General features: G+C 39.8%; 16 protein-coding genes and 2 tRNA genes. 5 read left to right on the plus strand and 13 right to left on the minus strand.

Translation table 11 applies throughout. The features are described from left to right. Positions 1-71 precede the first annotated feature (71 nt). From lpxC to DNJ75_RS09655, 4 genes are read right to left on the minus strand one after another with little or no spacing between them, the layout of a single operon-like run. Entirely contained in the window at positions 72-929 is an 858-nt protein-coding gene (gene lpxC / locus DNJ75_RS09640; RefSeq protein ID WP_170137217.1) for a UDP-3-O-acyl-N-acetylglucosamine deacetylase, read from the minus strand. A gap of 32 nt (positions 930-961) precedes the next feature. Next, positions 962-1,378, minus strand: coding sequence for a DUF1634 domain-containing protein (locus DNJ75_RS09645; protein ID WP_117003250.1), 417 nt, complete (start codon positions 1,376-1,378; stop codon positions 962-964). Next, positions 1,375-2,208, minus strand: a complete 834-nt coding sequence (locus DNJ75_RS09650; RefSeq protein WP_117003251.1) for a sulfite exporter TauE/SafE family protein — start codon at positions 2,206-2,208, stop codon at positions 1,375-1,377. Before DNJ75_RS09650 ends, DNJ75_RS09645 begins: the two co-directional genes overlap by 4 nt. A 60-nt stretch (positions 2,209-2,268) precedes the next feature. Next, on the minus strand, positions 2,269-3,069 hold the full coding sequence (locus DNJ75_RS09655) for a hypothetical protein (protein ID WP_117003252.1): 801 nt from the start codon (positions 3,067-3,069) through the stop codon (positions 2,269-2,271). Between the two features lie 135 nt (positions 3,070-3,204). Between DNJ75_RS09655 and DNJ75_RS09660 the strand changes: the two genes are divergently transcribed. Then, on the plus strand, positions 3,205-3,720 hold the full coding sequence (locus DNJ75_RS09660) for a cytochrome b (protein ID WP_117003253.1): 516 nt from the start codon (positions 3,205-3,207) through the stop codon (positions 3,718-3,720). 122 nt (positions 3,721-3,842) lie between these two features. On the opposite strand, the gene DNJ75_RS09665 is transcribed toward DNJ75_RS09660, so the two are convergent. Genes DNJ75_RS09665 through kdpA form a run of 5 tightly spaced genes read right to left on the minus strand, consistent with a single transcriptional unit; the run spans position 3,843 to position 11,646 of the window. Continuing rightward, positions 3,843-4,550 (minus strand): response regulator transcription factor, encoded by a 708-nt coding sequence (locus DNJ75_RS09665; protein ID WP_117003254.1) that lies wholly within the window; start codon positions 4,548-4,550, stop codon positions 3,843-3,845. Beyond that, positions 4,525-7,242, minus strand: coding sequence for an ATP-binding protein (locus DNJ75_RS09670; protein ID WP_224742304.1), 2,718 nt, complete (start codon positions 7,240-7,242; stop codon positions 4,525-4,527). The genes DNJ75_RS09665 and DNJ75_RS09670 overlap by 26 nt, the downstream gene beginning before the upstream one ends. A 32-nt stretch (positions 7,243-7,274) precedes the next feature. Next, complete coding sequence (gene kdpC / locus DNJ75_RS09675) at positions 7,275-7,835, minus strand: potassium-transporting ATPase subunit KdpC (RefSeq protein ID WP_224742305.1); 561 nt, start codon at positions 7,833-7,835, stop codon at positions 7,275-7,277. A gap of 8 nt (positions 7,836-7,843) precedes the next feature. Next, positions 7,844-9,880, minus strand: a complete 2,037-nt coding sequence (gene kdpB, locus DNJ75_RS09680; RefSeq protein WP_117003256.1) for a potassium-transporting ATPase subunit KdpB — start codon at positions 9,878-9,880, stop codon at positions 7,844-7,846. A gap of 53 nt (positions 9,881-9,933) precedes the next feature. Beyond that, a complete protein-coding gene (gene kdpA, locus DNJ75_RS09685) occupies positions 9,934-11,646 on the minus strand; it encodes a potassium-transporting ATPase subunit KdpA (protein ID WP_117003257.1) in 1,713 nt (570 codons plus the stop codon). A 305-nt stretch (positions 11,647-11,951) separates the two neighbouring features. Here kdpA and DNJ75_RS09695 point away from each other — a divergent pair. From DNJ75_RS09695 to DNJ75_RS09705, 3 genes are all read left to right on the plus strand, one after another. Continuing rightward, positions 11,952-12,027: transfer RNA gene (locus DNJ75_RS09695), tRNA-Thr, on the plus strand. 8 nt (positions 12,028-12,035) lie between these two features. Continuing rightward, positions 12,036-12,112, plus strand: a tRNA-Asp gene (locus DNJ75_RS09700). Between the two features lie 120 nt (positions 12,113-12,232). Continuing rightward, positions 12,233-12,532 carry a hypothetical protein gene (locus DNJ75_RS09705; RefSeq protein ID WP_117003259.1) on the plus strand — a complete coding sequence of 100 codons (300 nt, stop codon included), beginning with the start codon at positions 12,233-12,235 and terminating at the stop codon, positions 12,530-12,532. On the opposite strand, the gene rlmH is transcribed toward DNJ75_RS09705, so the two are convergent. After that, complete coding sequence (gene rlmH / locus DNJ75_RS09710) at positions 12,523-12,993, minus strand: 23S rRNA (pseudouridine(1915)-N(3))-methyltransferase RlmH (protein ID WP_117003260.1); 471 nt, start codon at positions 12,991-12,993, stop codon at positions 12,523-12,525. The two genes, DNJ75_RS09705 and rlmH, sit on opposite strands and share 10 nt — an antisense overlap. Next, entirely contained in the window at positions 12,990-13,763 is a 774-nt protein-coding gene (yaaA, locus tag DNJ75_RS09715) for a peroxide stress protein YaaA (RefSeq protein ID WP_117003261.1), read from the minus strand. The genes rlmH and yaaA overlap by 4 nt, the downstream gene beginning before the upstream one ends. A 275-nt stretch (positions 13,764-14,038) precedes the next feature. On the opposite strand from yaaA, the gene DNJ75_RS09720 reads away from it, so the two are divergent. Further along, positions 14,039-14,701 carry a hypothetical protein gene (locus DNJ75_RS09720; RefSeq protein WP_117003262.1) on the plus strand — a complete coding sequence of 221 codons (663 nt, stop codon included), beginning with the start codon at positions 14,039-14,041 and terminating at the stop codon, positions 14,699-14,701. Between the two features lie 40 nt (positions 14,702-14,741). Here DNJ75_RS09720 and DNJ75_RS09725 read toward each other — a convergent pair whose 3' ends face one another. After that, positions 14,742-16,295 (minus strand): AbgT family transporter, encoded by a 1,554-nt coding sequence (locus DNJ75_RS09725; protein ID WP_117003263.1) that lies wholly within the window; start codon positions 16,293-16,295, stop codon positions 14,742-14,744. A gap of 211 nt (positions 16,296-16,506) precedes the next feature. Next, positions 16,507-18,222, minus strand: coding sequence for an AAA family ATPase (locus tag DNJ75_RS09730; RefSeq protein WP_117003264.1), 1,716 nt, complete (start codon positions 18,220-18,222; stop codon positions 16,507-16,509). Positions 18,223-18,658 lie beyond the last annotated feature (436 nt).

Consider the following 18,658-nt stretch of genomic DNA (forward strand, 5'->3'; position numbering starts at 1 on the left):
TATTTTAACAGTTATAACCAACTGGAGTTACGCACTTTTTAACTACTGTCGATTATCAGGCATTCACCATATTAACACAACCTCCATGCGCTATTATCTGCAAACAAAGCTCTTAAAAGCTTATTATTTAGGGTGTGCCCTGATTTATAGCAATTAAAGTGTCCCAAAATCGCGCCACCGACATAAAAATCACCAATCGCATCTAGCAGTTTATGTTTTACAAATTCATCGGGGTATCTTAAGCCCTCAGGGTTTGCAACACCCTCATTAGTGACACCAACGGCATTATCAAGTGAGGCACCTTTTGCAAGATTGTTTGCATGCAAGTATTCCAGTTGCTCAACAAAACCAAACGTGCGCGCCTTGGCAACTTGCGCTATATACTCCTGTTGCTCACCTGAAAACTCAACAATCAAAGGGGTAGCGGCAATCACTGGGTGATCCCATTTGATTTCAAAGCGATAACGCGTTTCATCACTCGGGGAAATTTCTGCAAACTTATCTTCATCAGTGACGCGTATTGTCTTTAACACCTTAATCACTTGACGCTTTTTGTCCTGCGCTTTAACCCCTACTTTTTGCAACGCCTCAACAAAGGCAATACTACTGCCATCCATTACTGGCAATTCTGGCGCATCGATTTCTACGATGACATTGTCAACCTGAAACATACAAAGCGCTGACATGAGATGTTCAATCGTAGATACCGTTATCGTTTTATCATTTGGCGAGACCAGCAATGTGCACATCACTGCTTCAGTAATATTAAAGGGCGTAATCTTAATATCATGCACTTGGGATAAATCCGTGCGCCGAAAAACAATCCCCTGATCAACAGCTGCCGGTAATAAGCGCATATTGACATTGACACCTGAGTGTAAACCAATACCTTGAATTTCAATATGATGATTAATCGTCTGTTGCTGCACATTTTTCTCCATGCGTTTGGCAATGACAGAGACTATATAAAATCTGGGCTAAAAAAGCTAATCAATAACACCACTAATACCATTAAACTAATAACAACATAACACTTATTATGTTGACGTTTAAAGTTATAAGCCGTAATTGCCACACGTACGATCGGGTTGATTAAAATAAGCAAAACCCCGAATTGCAATAATGATTTAATACTGCCATGAAATGCTGTTGAAACAATCAGATTAACATCCTCCAAGCGCTTGGGCTCCCCGCTAAAAACATGTGACAAGTGCACGATGCCATGATGATTCATCAGATAAAGCACTTCAGCAACAAACACTACCGAAATGGAGACAATAATTGACACCATCATTACCATAACAATCATTGCTGAGTCTGGTTTTTTTTGGTTTTTCAAATTTTTTATTTTTTGCGCTCTAGCACCATTGTCACTCATAAGTGAACTCCTAAGCCATTTAAAACCATTTGCACGCCGATAATAGCAATTAGCACTAAAAACACTGTTTTCAAGGTCTTCACCGGAATGATCGGCAACAATTTAGCACCTAAGAATGCACCAACAAAAACGCCCAATGCCACGGGTGCAGCAAACAATGGCTCGATATAGCCTGCTTTAAGATAAATACCAACACTTGCCGCAGCGGTAATACCGATCATGAAATTACTGGTTGCAGTGGTCACTTTAAAGGGGATCTTCATGATTTGATCCATGCCCAATACTTTAAAAGCACCTGAACCGATACCCAAAAGCCCAGATAGCACACCTGCAACCCACATAACAACAAAGCCAGGAACGACACCAACGACAGCATAAGACTCTATTTTGTCTTTTATTTGATAGGTATCTGGGAGTTGTAATTTTTGCGCCAGTTTACTTGACTCAACCACTGTGTTTTTCGGCTTATTCAGTAATGAAATTATAATATTTAAAAGCAGCATAACCCCGAAGATAAGTGATAGTATGTCTTTATTCATCACCACCGCAAGGCTTGCACCACAAATGGCACCAATCGTTGTTGCCACTGATAAAAACATACTAATACGAATATTGCTTATTCCATCGCGAAGATATGAAATCGCAGCACCCGATGACGTAGCAATCACCGAGGTTAATGCCGCCCCCATTGCATAGCGAATATCAATGCCAAATCCAAGGACTAAAAAAGGCGTGATAATCACCCCACCACCAAGACCGGCTAGGGCACCAAGGATACCTGCAAACATCGAAGCCGCTATAACAATCAGCTCAAATACAATAAGATCCATCTTTATTTCTCTCTATGGCAAATACACTGCGTCACATGCTAGTGTTATGGTAAACCATAACTATTGATATGCTGAAATTGCAGCTGATTCATCAACTTTAAACCCTTGCGGGTCACTAATAATCTTATAATCCCCTGCAATCACTTCATTGGCCGTCATTGACGTAATCTCGCCCAAGCCTGGTAACATCTTGCCAATATTAGCAATCGTGAAGGTGCCATTGTTGGATTGCAGTACAAGTCCATAACTATTGGCTGAGTAAATCTTATAGTTTGTCGCCACTTTATCCGCCGTTGTTGGCATGGTCATGATTGGCTGCATAGCTTGACCCTTATCATTTGATGCGCTACTTGCTGCTATCTGCGTAAGCTTGGCTAAGAATTGCTTCGCCAAATCATCGCTGACTTTATCTAAGCTTTTGGTCTGTTTTTGAACCTCATCTAGTTTCATTTGCATTTGCTGTAACTGCGTTACTGCCTCGGTATTACTGTTTAAAATCATCTGTTTTAATTCAGCAATTTTGGCATCTGCAGACTTTCTCACCTCTTCAGCCTCGGCGTGAATGATATTCGACAGCGTATTTCTAATGGCACCAGCTTGATCTTCAATATGCGACTGTAGCACTTTTTGATGCGCTTGGATTTCTTTTTGATTAGTGATAATAAACAATTGAAATACCAGCACACATGCCACACCCACACCACCTAGCACCATCAGCTTTTGTTGTTTTGTTAGCGGAGTTTTGCCTTTTTGTCGGCTTGATACCTCAACATCAAACTCGTCATTTTCCAACTCTATATCAGATGCTTGATCTTGTGTTTTGTCTGCTTTTTTATTTAATGAACCAAATAATTTCTTCATTGCAGCTTAGTCCTTCTTTACCAATGATAGTGCTAAGTATAGAAACTATTTCGAGCATCGCCTAGCAGTTGATGGTGATTTATGTTTTTTTGTTTATACTACTGTAGGAAATTAATTTGATAAGGATTAAAACGAATGAAATATAACTTTCTAATACGACTGTTTCACCTACTTATTGCTATTGGCGTCATCTTGCAATTCTTGATTGGTTTTTTCTTTGATGATTTATTTGCCAAGCTCAATGGTGCATTTTTTATGACAATACACAAATCAATCGGTTTATCTTTAGCTATTGTGGTGATTCTACTGATCATTACCCGCTTATTATCAAAGAAAATTCCTTACCCTAAAGCGATGTCATCCTTACATATTTTCCTTGCAAAGATTGTCCACTTCGGTCTTTATCTTTGTGTATTTTGCATGTCGATGACGGGACTTATCGCCTCACAGTTGTTTCAAAGTCAATGGCAATTTTTCTATTGGTTTAATGTACCTATCTTATTGCCGCAAAACCCAGAACTTGGTAGTGAGATCTTTAGCTGGCATCCTTGGTTTGCCTATATTCTACTTGTGCTTGTCATACTACACATCTTCGCGGCACTTTATCATAAGTATATTGCTAAGGATGATATTGTTAAGAAGATGTTGTAAGCCAACCTAATTAGCAAATGAACAATAAGTTAAATCACCCCTCACCCGTGTCGCTTATACTCCACGACCTCTCCCGCAAGGAGAGAGGTGAGAAATGACGCCATCTACTTTTTGATCATTCTCTATTGATAAACATCCACCTTAGCAAACCGATAACCAACCCCTGATTCGGTGGTAATCAATGGCTGTTTGCTGCAGGCAGCTAGTTTTTTGCGCAATTGCCCAACGTAAACACGCAAATACTGTACTTCATCGGCAAAATACTCGCCCCATATTTGCTGTAAGATCTGATTTTGAGTCAATAGTTTCCCCGCATTTTGACAAAACACACTCAATAACAGAAACTCTTTTTTTGATAAATGAACCACCTCATCATTGATCATCACACGATGATCAGCAATATGGACACGCATATTTTCAAACTGATAAACAGACTCTGCTGCCTTGTCCTCAGCTTTAAACGCATCGACAAGTTCAAGGTTACGTTTGATACGCGCAACTAGTTCAGACATATCAAACGGTTTTCTGACATAATCATTCGCACCATTTTCAAGTGCTTTGACCACTTCATCACCATCGCATCTTGCCGATACCACAATCACTGGCACATGCAAGTGCTTAACTCTTAGATTTGCTAACCACTTTTGTCCATCCTGATCCGGCAACCCTAGATCTAATAGAATAAGATCAGGGTGCTGCTGGTTTAAAATCTCTGTCGCGTGTTCAGCACTAACGGCATCATAGACATCATAGCCAAGAACCAATAAGGTTTTCTTTAAGAATTTGCGAATTTGCGCTTCATCATCAATTAATAATATTTTCTTGTTCATATGGATTCACTATCGGTAATTTAACAATAAATGTACTGCCTTTATGAGCACCTTCACTGGTGGCATAAATCTCACCATGATGGGCTGTAACAATATCCTTACAAATGGCAAGACCCAGTCCATGCCCTTTAGTATAACTATCTGACTTCTTGAGTCGATGAAAAATTGAGAATACACTCTCTAGCTCCGCCTGCTCAAGTCCAATGCCTTGATCAATGACCTCAATAACTGCCGAAGTGTTTATACATTTTAAGCTCAAAGTAATTTGACTATTGGCAGCACTAAACTTAACCGCATTGGACATCAGATTAAGCAAAACCTGCTCCAATAACAACTTATCACCATTAATCACAAGGTCTTTATCAAGACATTGCAGCTTAAACTGGTGACTCACAAAACGCTTTTTGGCAATAGCCAGCACTTCGCTAATTAATGTCTTTAACGGCACGCTTTGCTTATTAATGGTAATACCTGCGCTAAACTTCAGCATCTGTAGAATATGATCGATATATTGATCTAAGCGTTTGCTTTCCTCTAAAGCAACAGTAAGCATCTCGGCTTTATCTTCTTTGGAAAACATATCCTCATAGCTTAATACGCTAGATAACGCACCGGTGATCGATGCCAACGGTGTTTTTAAGTCGTGAGACACCGATGATAGTAATGTTTTTTGTAGCTTTTCCTGCTCTTTTAAAATCACCGCTTCTTGCTCCTGTTGTGATAAGCGCTGCTGCAGTAATGCATTAGCAACGTGTGACAGCATTGTTTTAATGAGTATTTGATCAAACATGAAAGCTTCGACTTTATATTCAAACTTCACACAAATGGCAATAATGCCAAGCATACGCCCATCAACAATCAATGGTTCAAAATACCATGGTAACGCGCTAAAGGTTTGCGTGCTTTTGCCACAAGCCGTTTTATTACTCCAACACCAGCGCACCGCGGCTTGCTCTTTATCACTTAACTGACATGAATTGGGAATGGTTTCATATAACTTATGATCATCAGCAACAATAAATGCAAACTCATAATCAAAGTACTGCGCTAATGCTTCTAAGAAACGCTGATAAAATGACTGTTCTTTTTGCTTGATCGTAATCTCATTGGAGAACTTATAAAGCATCGATAAAGTCTTTTCACGTGAGCGCAATACCTTTAACGAGCGGCGTGTACGTGCCGTTAATTGGCTAACGATCATAACAACTAACATAAATATGATAAAGGTAATGACTTGTGAAAAAGTACCAATCGTGAATTGAAACGTAGGCGTCAAATACATATACATGTACATTATGAAACTTAGAATTGACGAGACAATTGATGCTTTAAGTCCATAGCGGTAAGCGCATAATATCAAAACCAGTACCAGAATAAGTGATTGCCCAGATAAGCCGACAAAACTTAATCCAAAAAATATAAAGAGCCCTGAGACAAATGTAATTGCTAATGCTTTAATGACATTCATCCACGTCGTATTGCTACTTTGTTTAGCTTCTTTAAAGCGCGAGAAGACATCAGAGAGACGAGCTTTATGCGTACTAATCACATGCACTTGTTTGTGCTCACTATGACGAATAACATCATAAACCACTGAACCTAACAGCCAATCCAACCATTTAGCCCGTCTTGATTTACCAATGACAATATCAGTGACATTGTGATCATTGGCATAGCGAATAATCGCTTTTGATAACCTACCACCTGAGATATGCTCTAATTGATAGCCCAACTCAATTGCTAACGTCTTATAACGCCTAATCTCTCTTAGTTTCACGCGCGATAGTTGCTTTTGCGGGTTATGGATAAATATCGCTAATAATCGCGCATTGGCGATCGTGGCAAGCTGCTTGCCTTTTCTAAGCAGTCTTGGCGTTGACGCATCATAGGCACAACAAACCAGCACACAAGGTGAAGCGGCAATATTGGCATGTGAATCATAAAGTTTCTTATATGAGCGGACATCTTCACCGACATGCGAAGCGGCTAAACGTAGCGCATAATCTCGAAGTATCGCAAGATTGGTGTATTGGAAATAGCGTGATAAAGCGCGTTTTGCCATGTCATGATGATAAACGCGCCCTTCATTTAAGCGCTTGATCAGCTCCTCAGGCGTGATATCAACAATCATCAGCTCATCGGCTGATTGAATAAAACTATCCGGTACAGTTTCTTCAACGTTGACCAGAGTAATCTCCTCGACCTCATAGCTTAAGCTTGCGATATGTTGAATATTAATTGCGGTATAGACATTAATCCCTGCTTCTAGAATCTCAACAACATCTAAATAGCGTTTTTTGTTACGCTCCATTGCAAGATTCTTGTGCGGTAATTCATCGATGATTACCGTTTCTGGCTTGCGCTGAATAATGGCATCAACATCAAGCTCATTAAACACCTTGCCTTTGTAAGCGATTGCTTTTAGTGGGATTTGCTCAAGATCACCGACTAAACTTTCCGTCTCTTTACGCCCATGTGTTACCACCAAGCCGATAGCCACATCATGCCCTGCACGCCTAAGCTCTTGGGCACGTGTTAACATCGCATAGGTTTTACCCACACCAGGAGCCGCTCCCAAGAAAATCTTTAGCCGTCCACGTTTAGATCTCTCCGACTTATTTGCAAGATTTAGCAAAGCATCGACTTTATGACCGTTAGAATTTTCATGAGTCGGCATGTGCTCATTCGCCATAGTTGATTCCACTAAACAACATATGCACTAGTTTAACCCAACTTTTGTTTAAATGCTTGCAGCGCCAAGTTTAATTTAAGCACATTAACCGTTGTTGGATTAAAGAGATGATGCGCTGTATTGTCATCAATCAATTGCAGGACTTTAGTAAATGACAAATGATTGACCTTGGCAATATATGGCGCTTGATACTTAGCTGCCATCAGCGAGATATCCGGATCTAATCCACTGCCTGAGGAAAACACCAAATCAGCAGGGACTTTGCTCGTCCCGTATTTTTGCTGCAAACCCTCGATTCGAGTCTGTACATTCTTAACTAAATTTACATTGTTAAGCGCCATACTCGTACCACCCGAGGCAAGTCCATCATAGTTGTTTGCCGATGGTCGTGACTGAAATAAATTATCGGCAAAATTTTGTCCAATCAGGCTTGAGCCAACAACCTGCCCATCGTATTTAACCAACGAGCCTTGTGCCTGATCTTTGGCAACGAAAAAACCAATACCCGTCATCAATAAGGGATAAAAAACACCTAAGATAATCGTGAAAAAAAGCATTGCTATAAGCCCGCGACGAATTTCATAAAACATCATTTCTCTCCTTACACTAGACCTATGGCTGTAATGACCATATCGATTAATTTAATGCCGATAAATGGCACTAAAATGCCCCCTAAACCGTATAGCAACAGATTACGCTGCAGCAGCTTATGCGCACTGACACTGACATTTTTCACACCAACCAATGCCATCGGAATTAAAAATACAATAATCAATGCATTAAAGATTACTGCTGACAAGATCGCACTCATCGGTGAGTGCAAATGCATGATATTAAGCGCATTTAAGCTTGGGAAACTGACCACAAATAATGCTGGAATAATCGCAAAATACTTAGCCACGTCATTGGTGATACTAAAGGTTGTCAGCGCACCACGCGTTACCAGAATCTGCTTACCAATGCGCACGATTTCAATCAGCTTTTTAGGATCTGAATCCAAGTCGACCATATTGCCCGCCTCGCGTGCTGCCGTTGTGCCACTTGCCATGGCAACGCCAACATCGGCTTGCGCTAAAGCAGGCGCATCATTAGTCCCATCGCCACACATTGCTACCGTTTTGCCTTCTTTTTGCACCTTTTTGATGTAGTCTAATTTGTCTTGCGGTGAGGCTTGCGCGATAAAATCATCTACGCCTGCTTCAGCAGCAATTGCCGCTGCCGTTAAAGGATTATCCCCCGTGATCATCACCGTTTTAATCCCCATTTTTCTTAGCTCATCAAACTTTTCTTTAATCGCGGGTTTAATCACATCTTTAAGATAAATCACCCCCAATAATTCATTATTTTGACAGACTGCTAATGGTGTACCTCCTTCTTCAGCAATACGCTCAACCATTAAAGTAAAACTGTGACTTACCGTATCTGGCGAGTGATTACCCAGATGCTTAGTAATGGCACTCACTGCCCCTTTGCGGATATTAAGCGCGTTATAATCAATCCCGCTCATGCGTGTGTAGGCTGAGAAAGGGATCATCTGTGCATGAGCTAAATCAATATCCTCACGCTTAAAACCAAAGCGTTTTTCGGCAAGCTTAACAATAGACTTACCCTCTGGTGTTTCATCTGCTAATGAGGACAACCATGCAGCATAGGCTAGATCGCGCTCACTGACACCATTAATAACCAAAAACTCTGTGGCAAAGCGATTACCTAAGGTGATCGTACCAGTTTTATCTAATAGCAATACATCGATATTGCCTGAGGCTTCAACTGCACGCCCAGAAAGTGCAACAACATTAGCTTTCATCAAGCGATCCATGCCCGAGATACCAATAGCTGATAATAATCCGGCAATCGTCGTTGGAATCAAGGTCACAAATAACGCAATCAATACGACAACAGATAGTGTTACATGACTAAATTGTGCCATGCCGTAAAGCGCGCAAACAGCCACGATAAAAATCAGCGTCAACCCGGATAATAAAATCGTTAAGGCAATTTCATTCGGCGTTTTCAAGCGTTTAGCATTCTCGACCAAAGCAATCATCTTATCCAAAAAGCTTTCACCGGGATTCGAGGTAACGCGCACTTTAATCTCATCGGAGATAACCTTGGTACCCGCCGTGACTGCTGAGCTATCAGAGCCTGCTTCTCTAACCACTGGTTGTGACTCCCCAGTAATTGCAGACTCATCAATCGTGGCAATGCCCTCGATCACCTCACCATCTGCTGGCATGAAATCACCGGTTTGCACCAAGACAATATCCCCTGCGCGTAATAACTCAGCGGCAAGCACTTCAAGCTCACCATTTTCATTGTAACGCTTGGCACTTAATTGTGATTTGGTAGCGCGTAAACTATCGGCCTGCGCCTTGCCTTTGCCCTCGGCAATACTCTCAGCAAAGTTAGCAAATAAAAGGGTTATCCATAACCATAAAGTGATTTGTAATGTAAAGCCAATCTCTTTGCCGCTAACGAATGCTTGTATGAGATAGAGCGAGCATAAGATTGTGACGACATAAACACAAAACATCACCGGATTGCGATACATCTCTTTCGGGTTACACTTTATAAATGCCGCTTTAATCGCCGGCATGATCAATGTTTTTGAAAAGATTGATCCATTTTGATGTGCCATTTTCATAAACTCCAAACTATAAAAGATATCAATGATCTAAAAGATTAAAAAAATTAAAACGTGACGTAATCAAGAATCGGTCCTAGTGATAATGCGGGGAAAATCGTGAGACCGCCAACAATCAAAATCGTAAATAATACCAATACACCAAATAAGACACTTGTTGTTGATAGTAAGCTCGAGCCAACTTGATTCGTGGCACGCTTTGTCGCAACCAAACTTCCCGCAAGCATAATCACCGCAGCAATGGTAACAAAGCGTCCCAAGAGCATCGCTAAGCCAAGGGTAACATTAAAAAACAAGGTATTAGCATTTAAGCCTGTAAACGCACTGCCATTATTGTTAGCTGCTGAGATATAAGCATATAGGATCTCACTAAAGCCATGCGCCCCCGTATTGGTAAGACTTGCATAAGTACTTGGTAACACCGAAGCAATCGCGGTAAATATAAGCACACAACAAGGAGAAATTAACACGCCAAGCATTACCCATTTCATTTGCGTGCCCTCAATGCGCTTGCCTAATATGCTTGGAATTCTGCCAACCATGAGTGAAGCGATAAAAACGCTTAATAACATAAACAGTAAAAAGCCATACATCCCCGTACCAACACCGCCGATAATAATCTCGCCAAGCGCCATATTAACCAATGCTGCAGCACCTCCAATTGGGGTATAGCTATCAAGCATGCTATTGACACCGCCATCTGAAGCAGAGGTGGATACTGTGTTATAAAGCGTGGATTGGAAAATTCCAAAACGCATCTCTTTACCTTCCAGATTCGCTAGATGTCCAGATTGCCCATAGATATCGGCGATATGCGTGCCTTGTGGATTGGGCATGCCTTTTAATTCAGCGTAGGTCATCACAGTTAATGAGCAAATAAACAACACCCCCATTACCGCTAAAATAAACCAGCCTTGCTTAGTGTTTCCTACCCATTTACCAAAGGTATAAGTTAGTGCAGCACCAATGGCAAAGATACTCAATACTTGAATAAAGTTGGTTAATGCCGTTGGGTTTTCATACGGGTGTGCAGAGTTAGCATTAAAAAAACCGCCTCCATTAGTCCCTAGTGATTTAATTGCTTCTTGTGACGCCACGGGACCTTGTGGGATGATTTGCTCAGCACCTGATAAGGTATGTGCATGTACGTAATCCATGAAGTTTTGCGGCACTCCTTGCAATATATAAACAATGGTAATGACGATACAAAGCGGTAGTAAGATCCAAAAAACAGCCTTACCTAAATCTGACCAGAAATTACCAATCGTTGTTTCATTGTTTCTCGCAATGCCACGAAACAAAGCAATAGCCACTGATATACCCACCGCTGCTGATACAAAATTTTGCACAGCCAATGCTGCCATCTGTGATAAATAACTGACACCAGTTTCACCAGAATAGCTTTGCCAGTTGGTATTAGAAACAAAGCTTGCTGCGGTATTAAATGCCTGATGCCAGGTCATATTGTCAATATGCCGTGGATTTAAAGGCAAAAAAGCCTGCAGCATTAATATAACAAACACGAATAACAGCGCGAATAGCGAAAACACTAACAAGCTCAATAAATACTGTTTAGCGCTTTGCTCTTTATTCAGATGAGCGCCAATTAATTTGCCATAACCACGTTCAAGTGGTGAAGCAAACCAATCTAAAAACGTTCTTCGTCCATGATAAACATTATAAATATATGTTCCTAATGGCTTTGTGATAACTAACAAAACGCCAATAAAAATAACGAATAACCAAATATTGTGATACATACTTTTACCTAAAATCGCTCTGGGAAAATTAAAACAATAATCATATAAATGGCTAACACCGCCATTATCACGCCTGAAAATATTGTCATCTAAAACCTCTCTTAATGTTGACAATAATCACTCAGGCCAAATTGTACGAGTGATGAGCATAAAAATTCGATAGGGCTTTTATTCGGAAATATAAAAAAAATATAAATGACACCGAACACCTCAACATGATTTGTGATGGGTACAGCAAATATTTCATTATTTTTAAAAATTAGGCGTTGACATCTAATCGGAAATCTATAGAATGCCTTTCTGTCGCCGACATGGCTCAACTGGTAGAGCAGCCGACTTGTAATCGGCAGGTTCCGGGTTCAAGTCCTGGTGTCGGCACCATCAAAAGCGGAGTGGTAGTTCAGTTGGTTAGAATACCTGCCTGTCACGCAGGGGGTCGCGGGTTCGAGTCCCGTCCATTCCGCCACGATATTTAGATATTTTTTCAAAGAAGATTCCTTAGAAATAAATTCATGATAACGACCTAATTTGCATGTATTAAAATACCTGTTAGACTTATGCTCATTAGGAATTCAGTAGAGTACATATGAAGTTAGCAAACGAAGATGATGCCCTCAAACTGCCGATCAAGATCCGCGATCACAAAGGACAATTAACGATTATCTATATTTCTTATTCAGATGATGGTATTACTTTTAGCTATCTTGAGATGACCGCAACCTACCCTGAAGAACTTAACATCCATGGCTGGCTTGAGTCTGTGACCAAGAAAAAAATTCTGCACTTTCCCAAGAATATGGATTTCATTTATGAGGAATGTCAGCAGAACCCTGAAAATACCTTAAATATATTCCATCATTATTTCTCAGCCATTCGCTATTTATGATACGGGTGACCTTGCAAAATCGTCCACGCACGATAGATCTGCTCAGCAAAAATAATCCGTACAATCGGGTGCGGGAACGTCATTTTTGAAAGAGATATTTTCTCCTTTGCTAAATGCTTGATCGAATCATCAATCCCATCTGGTCCACCGATCAAAATCGCAACATTTGGCGTATTTTGCTGCCAGTTTTCCATTTTTTGCGCCAGCTCTTCAGTACTAATTAATTTGGACTTAACATCTAAAATAACTAAATGATCTTGCTCATTTAGCTTGGACAATACTGTTTTTGCTTCTTGCGCCAACCAACCATCAATTGAGCCCGTTTTTGTGCGCTTAGCAATAGGCAATTCAACTACCTGCAACTGAATTGAAGAACCTATTAATCGCTTTTGATATTCATTAACACCTTCTTGCACCCATGCTGGCATTTTCTCACCTAAGGCAAGTAATTTAATTTTCATGGCTTGACCCGAGTAAAGCAGAATGACTTATCACGCGAAAGCTCTGGATTAAAGACATAACCATCATAGTCAAAGCCTTTAAGCGCTTCTATATCATTAATGTTATGATCGATAATATAGCGCACCATTCTCCCGCGTGCACGCTTAGCAAAAAGTGCTATGGTTTGATATTTACCTTTATGGAATTCTTTAAAATCAACTTCAAGCCATGTCGCTTTAATCATTTTCTTATCAATTGCCTTGCTGTACTCATTGGATGCCAAATTAACGATCGCTTGGTGATTATTCTCTTTAATAATATCATTTAGCTTCTGTGTTAACGTTTCTCGCCAAAAATCATATAGCAATACATCATCGATATAAAATTTAGTGCCCATTTCCAAACGATATGCCTGAATTAAATCCAAGGGTCGAATTAGCCCATATAAGCCTGAAATCATCAATAAATGCTCTTGCGCATAATTAATGTGTGCAGGTGACAAAGTAAGTGCATCCAAACCCCGATAAACATCACCAGTAAAAGCAAATAGCGCTTGTTTGGCATTGTCTTTGCCGTAGTGATTGCTATCAAAGTTGATATACATATCAAACACACCTTCGGCAAGCTTTGGTGATATTTTCATTAACCGCTCAAACTCATCTGGCGTATAGTGTTTAAGCTTAGCCACGAGCTGCTTTATTTGCTCAGCAAACAATACTTTACTGGTAAGTTCTGTTGGCGCATTTTGACTGAAATCTTGACTTTTTGCCGGTGAAATAAGACTTAGCATTATCGTTTTCCGTTTTAAAAAATTTTCCACATTGTAACAAAACTTGCTGCCAATAAAACATAAAATCATTTACCATTATGGGCAATTACGTGAGATTAAAATAAGCGCGTAAAACCGTGTTGTCATTTAATATTTTGAGGATTGTACACCAACGGAATCTGTGCATTAGCATATGCAATATTTAAAAAACCTAATACGTCTATAAAGTTTTTAAATTTCTCTTTCTTCAGACTATTCAATACACTGCCAGATATCAAAACAATCTGGGTAAACACATGAAAAAGCTCACTCTATTCTTAAGTACGATTTTATGCGTAAGCCTTGCCAATGCGGGGCATGAAGCTGGCGAAGAAGCTTGTGATATGCACGCTTTTTCACGCTATCAAGCGAATGTGTTTATTCATAAAAGCTTAAATTTTGACAAATCGCCTAAGATTACCCTTGGCAATCCACAGGCAAGCAAAGTCATCACGCAATTCTGTGATTACTCGAAGGTTGCCTGCTTAGAGAATATAAATACGTTATTCACATTTACAAATGATAAAGATATCAAAATAAACATTTACCCCATTAGCACGACACAAAGCCCTGATGCGTCACATTATTTGGCTTTCACTTACACTGTGGGCGGGGTGGAGCTCATGCAACAATTTTTGCATGAGCTCCATAGTTTGGTTAAATCAGATCAGGTTATTGATCAAAACGCCTTGTCTGATTTAATGATCAATTTAAACATTAGTGAAACACCATATCTTAAAGAGATGGTTGATCAAGAAATTAAAGATAATAATGCTTTAGCAACAGCCGCTGGTGTAACTCACTCACCGAGTGTCTATGTGTATCAGCACAACGCAACTGAAGTAAACCAAGTCTATTTCTCTGAATATCAAAATGTGCCTGAGTATATCATCAAACGTGCACTGGGTTATTTGGCGTAGCAACGCTGTGGGCGTTAGCTGAGCGTCTACTCAAGTCAGACTACTTTATTTGATAGAACGAATCAACACCAGGTCCAACGGGTAAATTAAATAAAAACACCCAAAGATAGAGGAAAATACTCCACGTGATCAATAATACAATCGAGTAAGGCAACATCGTGGCGACAATCGTGCCAATGCCTGAATTTTTATCATACTTTTGGAAAAATGCGACGATCAAAGCAAAATAGCTCATCAATGGTGAGATAATATTTGTTGCTGAATCGCCAACACGATATGCCACTTGCACTAACTCAGGCGAATAACCTAATAGCATAAACATCGGCACAAATACAGGCGCTAACATCGACCACTTTGCTGAGGCGCTCCCCATAAACAGATTGATAAAAGCCGCTAAAATCACAAAGCTTATAATCAATGGCGCCCCTGTGAAGTTAATACTCTCTAGCGCTGTTGCACCAGCAACTGCGATGATCGTGCCTAAATTTGTCACTTTAAAATATGCGACAAACTGTGCCGCAAAAAACACCAAAACAATATAAGTACCTAAGGTGTTAAACGTCTTATCCATGGCATTGACGATATCTTTAGTGCTTTTGAAGCTTTTAGTCACATAACCATAAACAATACCTGCCACTGCAAAAAATAATAATATCAAAAACACGATACTATTTAAAAAGGGGGAATTAGCGATCAATCCAGTTTGCTGATTACGTAGGATTGCACCTTCAGGCACAACCAAATAAACAATTACAAGTGACAAGATGACAATCGACACAAGCGCCCAGATTAAGCCTTTTTTCTCAAGCTTAGTCAAATGAATCTGTGACTCCAATGCTTTTTCCTCATCATCAAGCTCAGTACCTGATTGGTATTTGCCTAAACGTGGCTCAACTACTTTTTGTGACAATAGTGTCACAACGGCAGTTACTAAAAAAGTGCTCCCTATCATAAAATACCAATTCGCCTCGGCACCTACTCGATATTCAGGGTTCAGCAAATGCGCGGCTTCCTGCGTTAATCCACTTAATAATGGATCAACCGTACCTAATAATAAATTAGCACTATACCCACCAGAAACACCAGCAAATGCCGCCGCCATGCCAGCAATTGGATGACGTCCCATCGAGTGGAAAATCACACCCGCCAAAGGAATGATCACCAAATACCCTAGCTCACCTGCAGTATTTGACATAACCCCAGCAAAGACAATAATTGCGGTGACGGTCACTCGATTGCTTTTACCGATAATTGCCCTAATGGACGCACTAATAAAGCCAGAATGCTCAGCAAGACTTACCCCTATAAATGCTACCAAAACTGTACCTAATGGTGCAAATCCGACAAAGTTATCAACAACACTGCTAAAAATATAGCGAACACCTTCAGCACTCAGCAAATTAAACACATCAATATAGGCTTTTGCATCCTGCACACGCGGGTCCAATACCTTAACACCTAGCCAAGCAAATAATGCACTTAATACAATTAAAAATATCGTTAACCAGAAAAACAGCATCGCTGGTGGTGGTAGTTTATTACCCACCACTTCAATTGCTGATAACGATCGACTAATTAAACCTCGCTTTGTCATAAGCACCCCATCAATTTATTGAATAAATAATTACTATAATTCATTCATATGGATTCAAGGGAAATAATGTGTAAATAGTAATTACACTTAGGCGCTTTTATGCGTATAAGATGCGCCGAAGCTAAACAGCCAGTGCGAAACAAAAGTGCTCATTAAGTGCCATATAAAGTTAAGTGCAACAATGAACCACTAAACAAGATGCCTAATAACACTAGCGCACTATCTGCCAATGAGATTTTACTATGACTTGTTTATGGTTAAATGCCAGTCCCAACAGCAAAATACGTTTGACCTGCGCTTGCGCCTTAAGCTCAGTGATGTAGTTCTTTTGCTCAATTTGCTCCAAGGCTTTAACTGCAAGCATCTCAACATCCTGACTATTGTCTTCCTTGGCATGCTTAAACTCCATCACAATCCCGATGTCATTCTTGTGATTACTCGCCAATGGATAGAGCAACACATCAGCAAAACCAAAGCCTGTTTCACGATTGGAGTGCACGATATGCGTTGATCTTAATGAAGCAATCAAACCTAACACCAGCCCATGATAAAACTTCTCCGCCGTATAACCGGTATCACGCACACTTAATGCCTCTGTCAAATAGTCATTTAACTGCTCACTAAATGCCTCGACCTGTCCATAAACAAGATTATCGAGAAAGGACTGATACTTTACTCCCATGCGCGTATTCAACCAGAATTTAAAATAATAATTAAGAAGATGCACGATCTCAATATTAGGCAAACGTATCTGACATTCATACAAAAGCCCATCGGTTGTTGCAACCTGCTCCGTTGTTAAATAACCGGCAAACAACAGCAGACTCCATAAGCTACTACTTTGGTAATCCAACGTATTATAAGTAACATGACGATCAACCAGCACATTCGCTGTTTTATGCTCCATTAACTGTGCTAATGCAGGATGCACATCCTCGCGAAACTTTAACAATAAATTCTCAATCATTTGATTATTAGAGGTATGTATCCAAAAATCATCAAATTTCCCCTTTTTATGCAAACAATTCAATATTGACCAAGGATTATAAATTTCTAGTCCACCAAATTTGTAGCCGTTGTACCACTTTTTTGCATTGTCTCTAGCATCACTCAAGCCCTGCTCTTGATAAAGCGCATCAACCTCTTCACTGCTAAAGCCAAAGTACTGACGATACTCTTTATCCAAAATAGTATAAACTTCCAAATTATTCAAACCTGATAGCATACTGTCTTTAGAAACACGTAAGATCCCCGTCATTACCCCTTTGTATAAGGCATTGTTATCCTTGAAGGTATTGCTCATTAAATTACGTATTAAGGGAGTGAATTCCTCAATATAGTTTTCAACATAGGCGGCATTTAATGGTGTGTCATACTCATCTAACAATATGACCACTCTTTGATGATAATGCTTATAAAGCAGATGACTTAAAAAACGTAAACTGACATCAATTTTTGAAGCGCTAAAGATTTCCGTTTCTAGATAGGTACTAAATTTTGACTTATCAAATGCATCTAACCGATCTGACTGCAATAAATCACGGTGACTGGCAAACACCTCTTGTAATAGAAATGTCAATTGCTCATGTGCTGCATCATAGTCTCGTGCTTTAATATCTTTAAAGCTGACAAAAATGACGGGATATTGCCCTTGGTAATTAGCGACATACGAGCCATCATCCTCATACGCAATTGCCAGCTGATTAAACAGACCAGTCGTTTCGGTAAAATCAATTTTTGCTGCAAAAAAATGATGCAACATTGACATATTCAAGGTTTTACCAAAGCGCCTTGGACGGGTGATTAAAATCACTTTACTGGTGTCTTCAATAATATCTTTGATAAATAAACTCTTATCAACGAATACACTATTTTCAGTGATTAACTCCCCAAAATTCGAGGATCCAATATGGATTTTCTTCGCCATCGCTATCCAAATCTAAACATAAAAATTTTCAGCCATAGTAACAATCTTAAGGTGAAATTGCTATTGCTAGCAAACATTTGATTCAATACGTACGTACGACATATTTTAGATGGGGCAGCCGTGTAATTACATGCAACTCTTATTCACTGTAATTGCTTGTAACAACCCTAAAATCTTAACTAGACCTGAGTTCGGAATTAAAATCCTTGATTTAAAAGGGTTTTATGGTGTTAAAATAAGTAATTCTTATGGTAATTTCTCAAGATCAACATGATAGAACTACTTATTTCAACATTTTGCCGCATAGACGACTTTTGCATTATCTATGAAAAGCAACTTAAACTCAAACAAATTGGCATGGATAGAAACAGAAAATATGGCAAAGCCCAGCAGTTAGCAGTGAGTGAAATTATGACAATTCTTATTATGTTTCAGA

It is taken from the genome of Cysteiniphilum litorale, assembly GCF_003428165.1.
Classification (GTDB): Bacteria; Pseudomonadota; Gammaproteobacteria; order Francisellales; family Francisellaceae; genus Caedibacter; species Caedibacter litoralis.

Coding starts and splice junctions, on each gene's coding strand:
- DNJ75_RS09645 (WP_117003250.1), bottom strand. CDS start 1,378: ATGAGTGACAATGGTGCTAGAGCGCAAAAAATAAAAAATTTGAAAAAC.
- DNJ75_RS09650 (WP_117003251.1), bottom strand. CDS start 2,208: ATGGATCTTATTGTATTTGAGCTGATTGTTATAGCGGCTTCGATGTTT.
- DNJ75_RS09655 (WP_117003252.1), bottom strand. CDS start 3,069: ATGAAGAAATTATTTGGTTCATTAAATAAAAAAGCAGACAAAACACAA.
- DNJ75_RS09660 (WP_117003253.1), top strand. CDS start 3,205: ATGAAATATAACTTTCTAATACGACTGTTTCACCTACTTATTGCTATT.
- DNJ75_RS09665 (WP_117003254.1), bottom strand. CDS start 4,550: ATGAACAAGAAAATATTATTAATTGATGATGAAGCGCAAATTCGCAAA.
- DNJ75_RS09670 (WP_224742304.1), bottom strand. CDS start 7,242: ATGGCGAATGAGCACATGCCGACTCATGAAAATTCTAACGGTCATAAA.
- kdpC (WP_224742305.1), bottom strand. CDS start 7,835: ATGATGTTTTATGAAATTCGTCGCGGGCTTATAGCAATGCTTTTTTTC.
- kdpB (WP_117003256.1), bottom strand. CDS start 9,880: ATGGCACATCAAAATGGATCAATCTTTTCAAAAACATTGATCATGCCG.
- kdpA (WP_117003257.1), bottom strand. CDS start 11,646: ATGTATCACAATATTTGGTTATTCGTTATTTTTATTGGCGTTTTGTTA.
- DNJ75_RS09705 (WP_117003259.1), top strand. CDS start 12,233: ATGAAGTTAGCAAACGAAGATGATGCCCTCAAACTGCCGATCAAGATC.
- rlmH (WP_117003260.1), bottom strand. CDS start 12,993: ATGAAAATTAAATTACTTGCCTTAGGTGAGAAAATGCCAGCATGGGTG.
- yaaA (WP_117003261.1), bottom strand. CDS start 13,763: ATGCTAAGTCTTATTTCACCGGCAAAAAGTCAAGATTTCAGTCAAAAT.
- DNJ75_RS09720 (WP_117003262.1), top strand. CDS start 14,039: ATGAAAAAGCTCACTCTATTCTTAAGTACGATTTTATGCGTAAGCCTT.
- DNJ75_RS09725 (WP_117003263.1), bottom strand. CDS start 16,295: ATGACAAAGCGAGGTTTAATTAGTCGATCGTTATCAGCAATTGAAGTG.
- DNJ75_RS09730 (WP_117003264.1), bottom strand. CDS start 18,222: ATGGCGAAGAAAATCCATATTGGATCCTCGAATTTTGGGGAGTTAATC.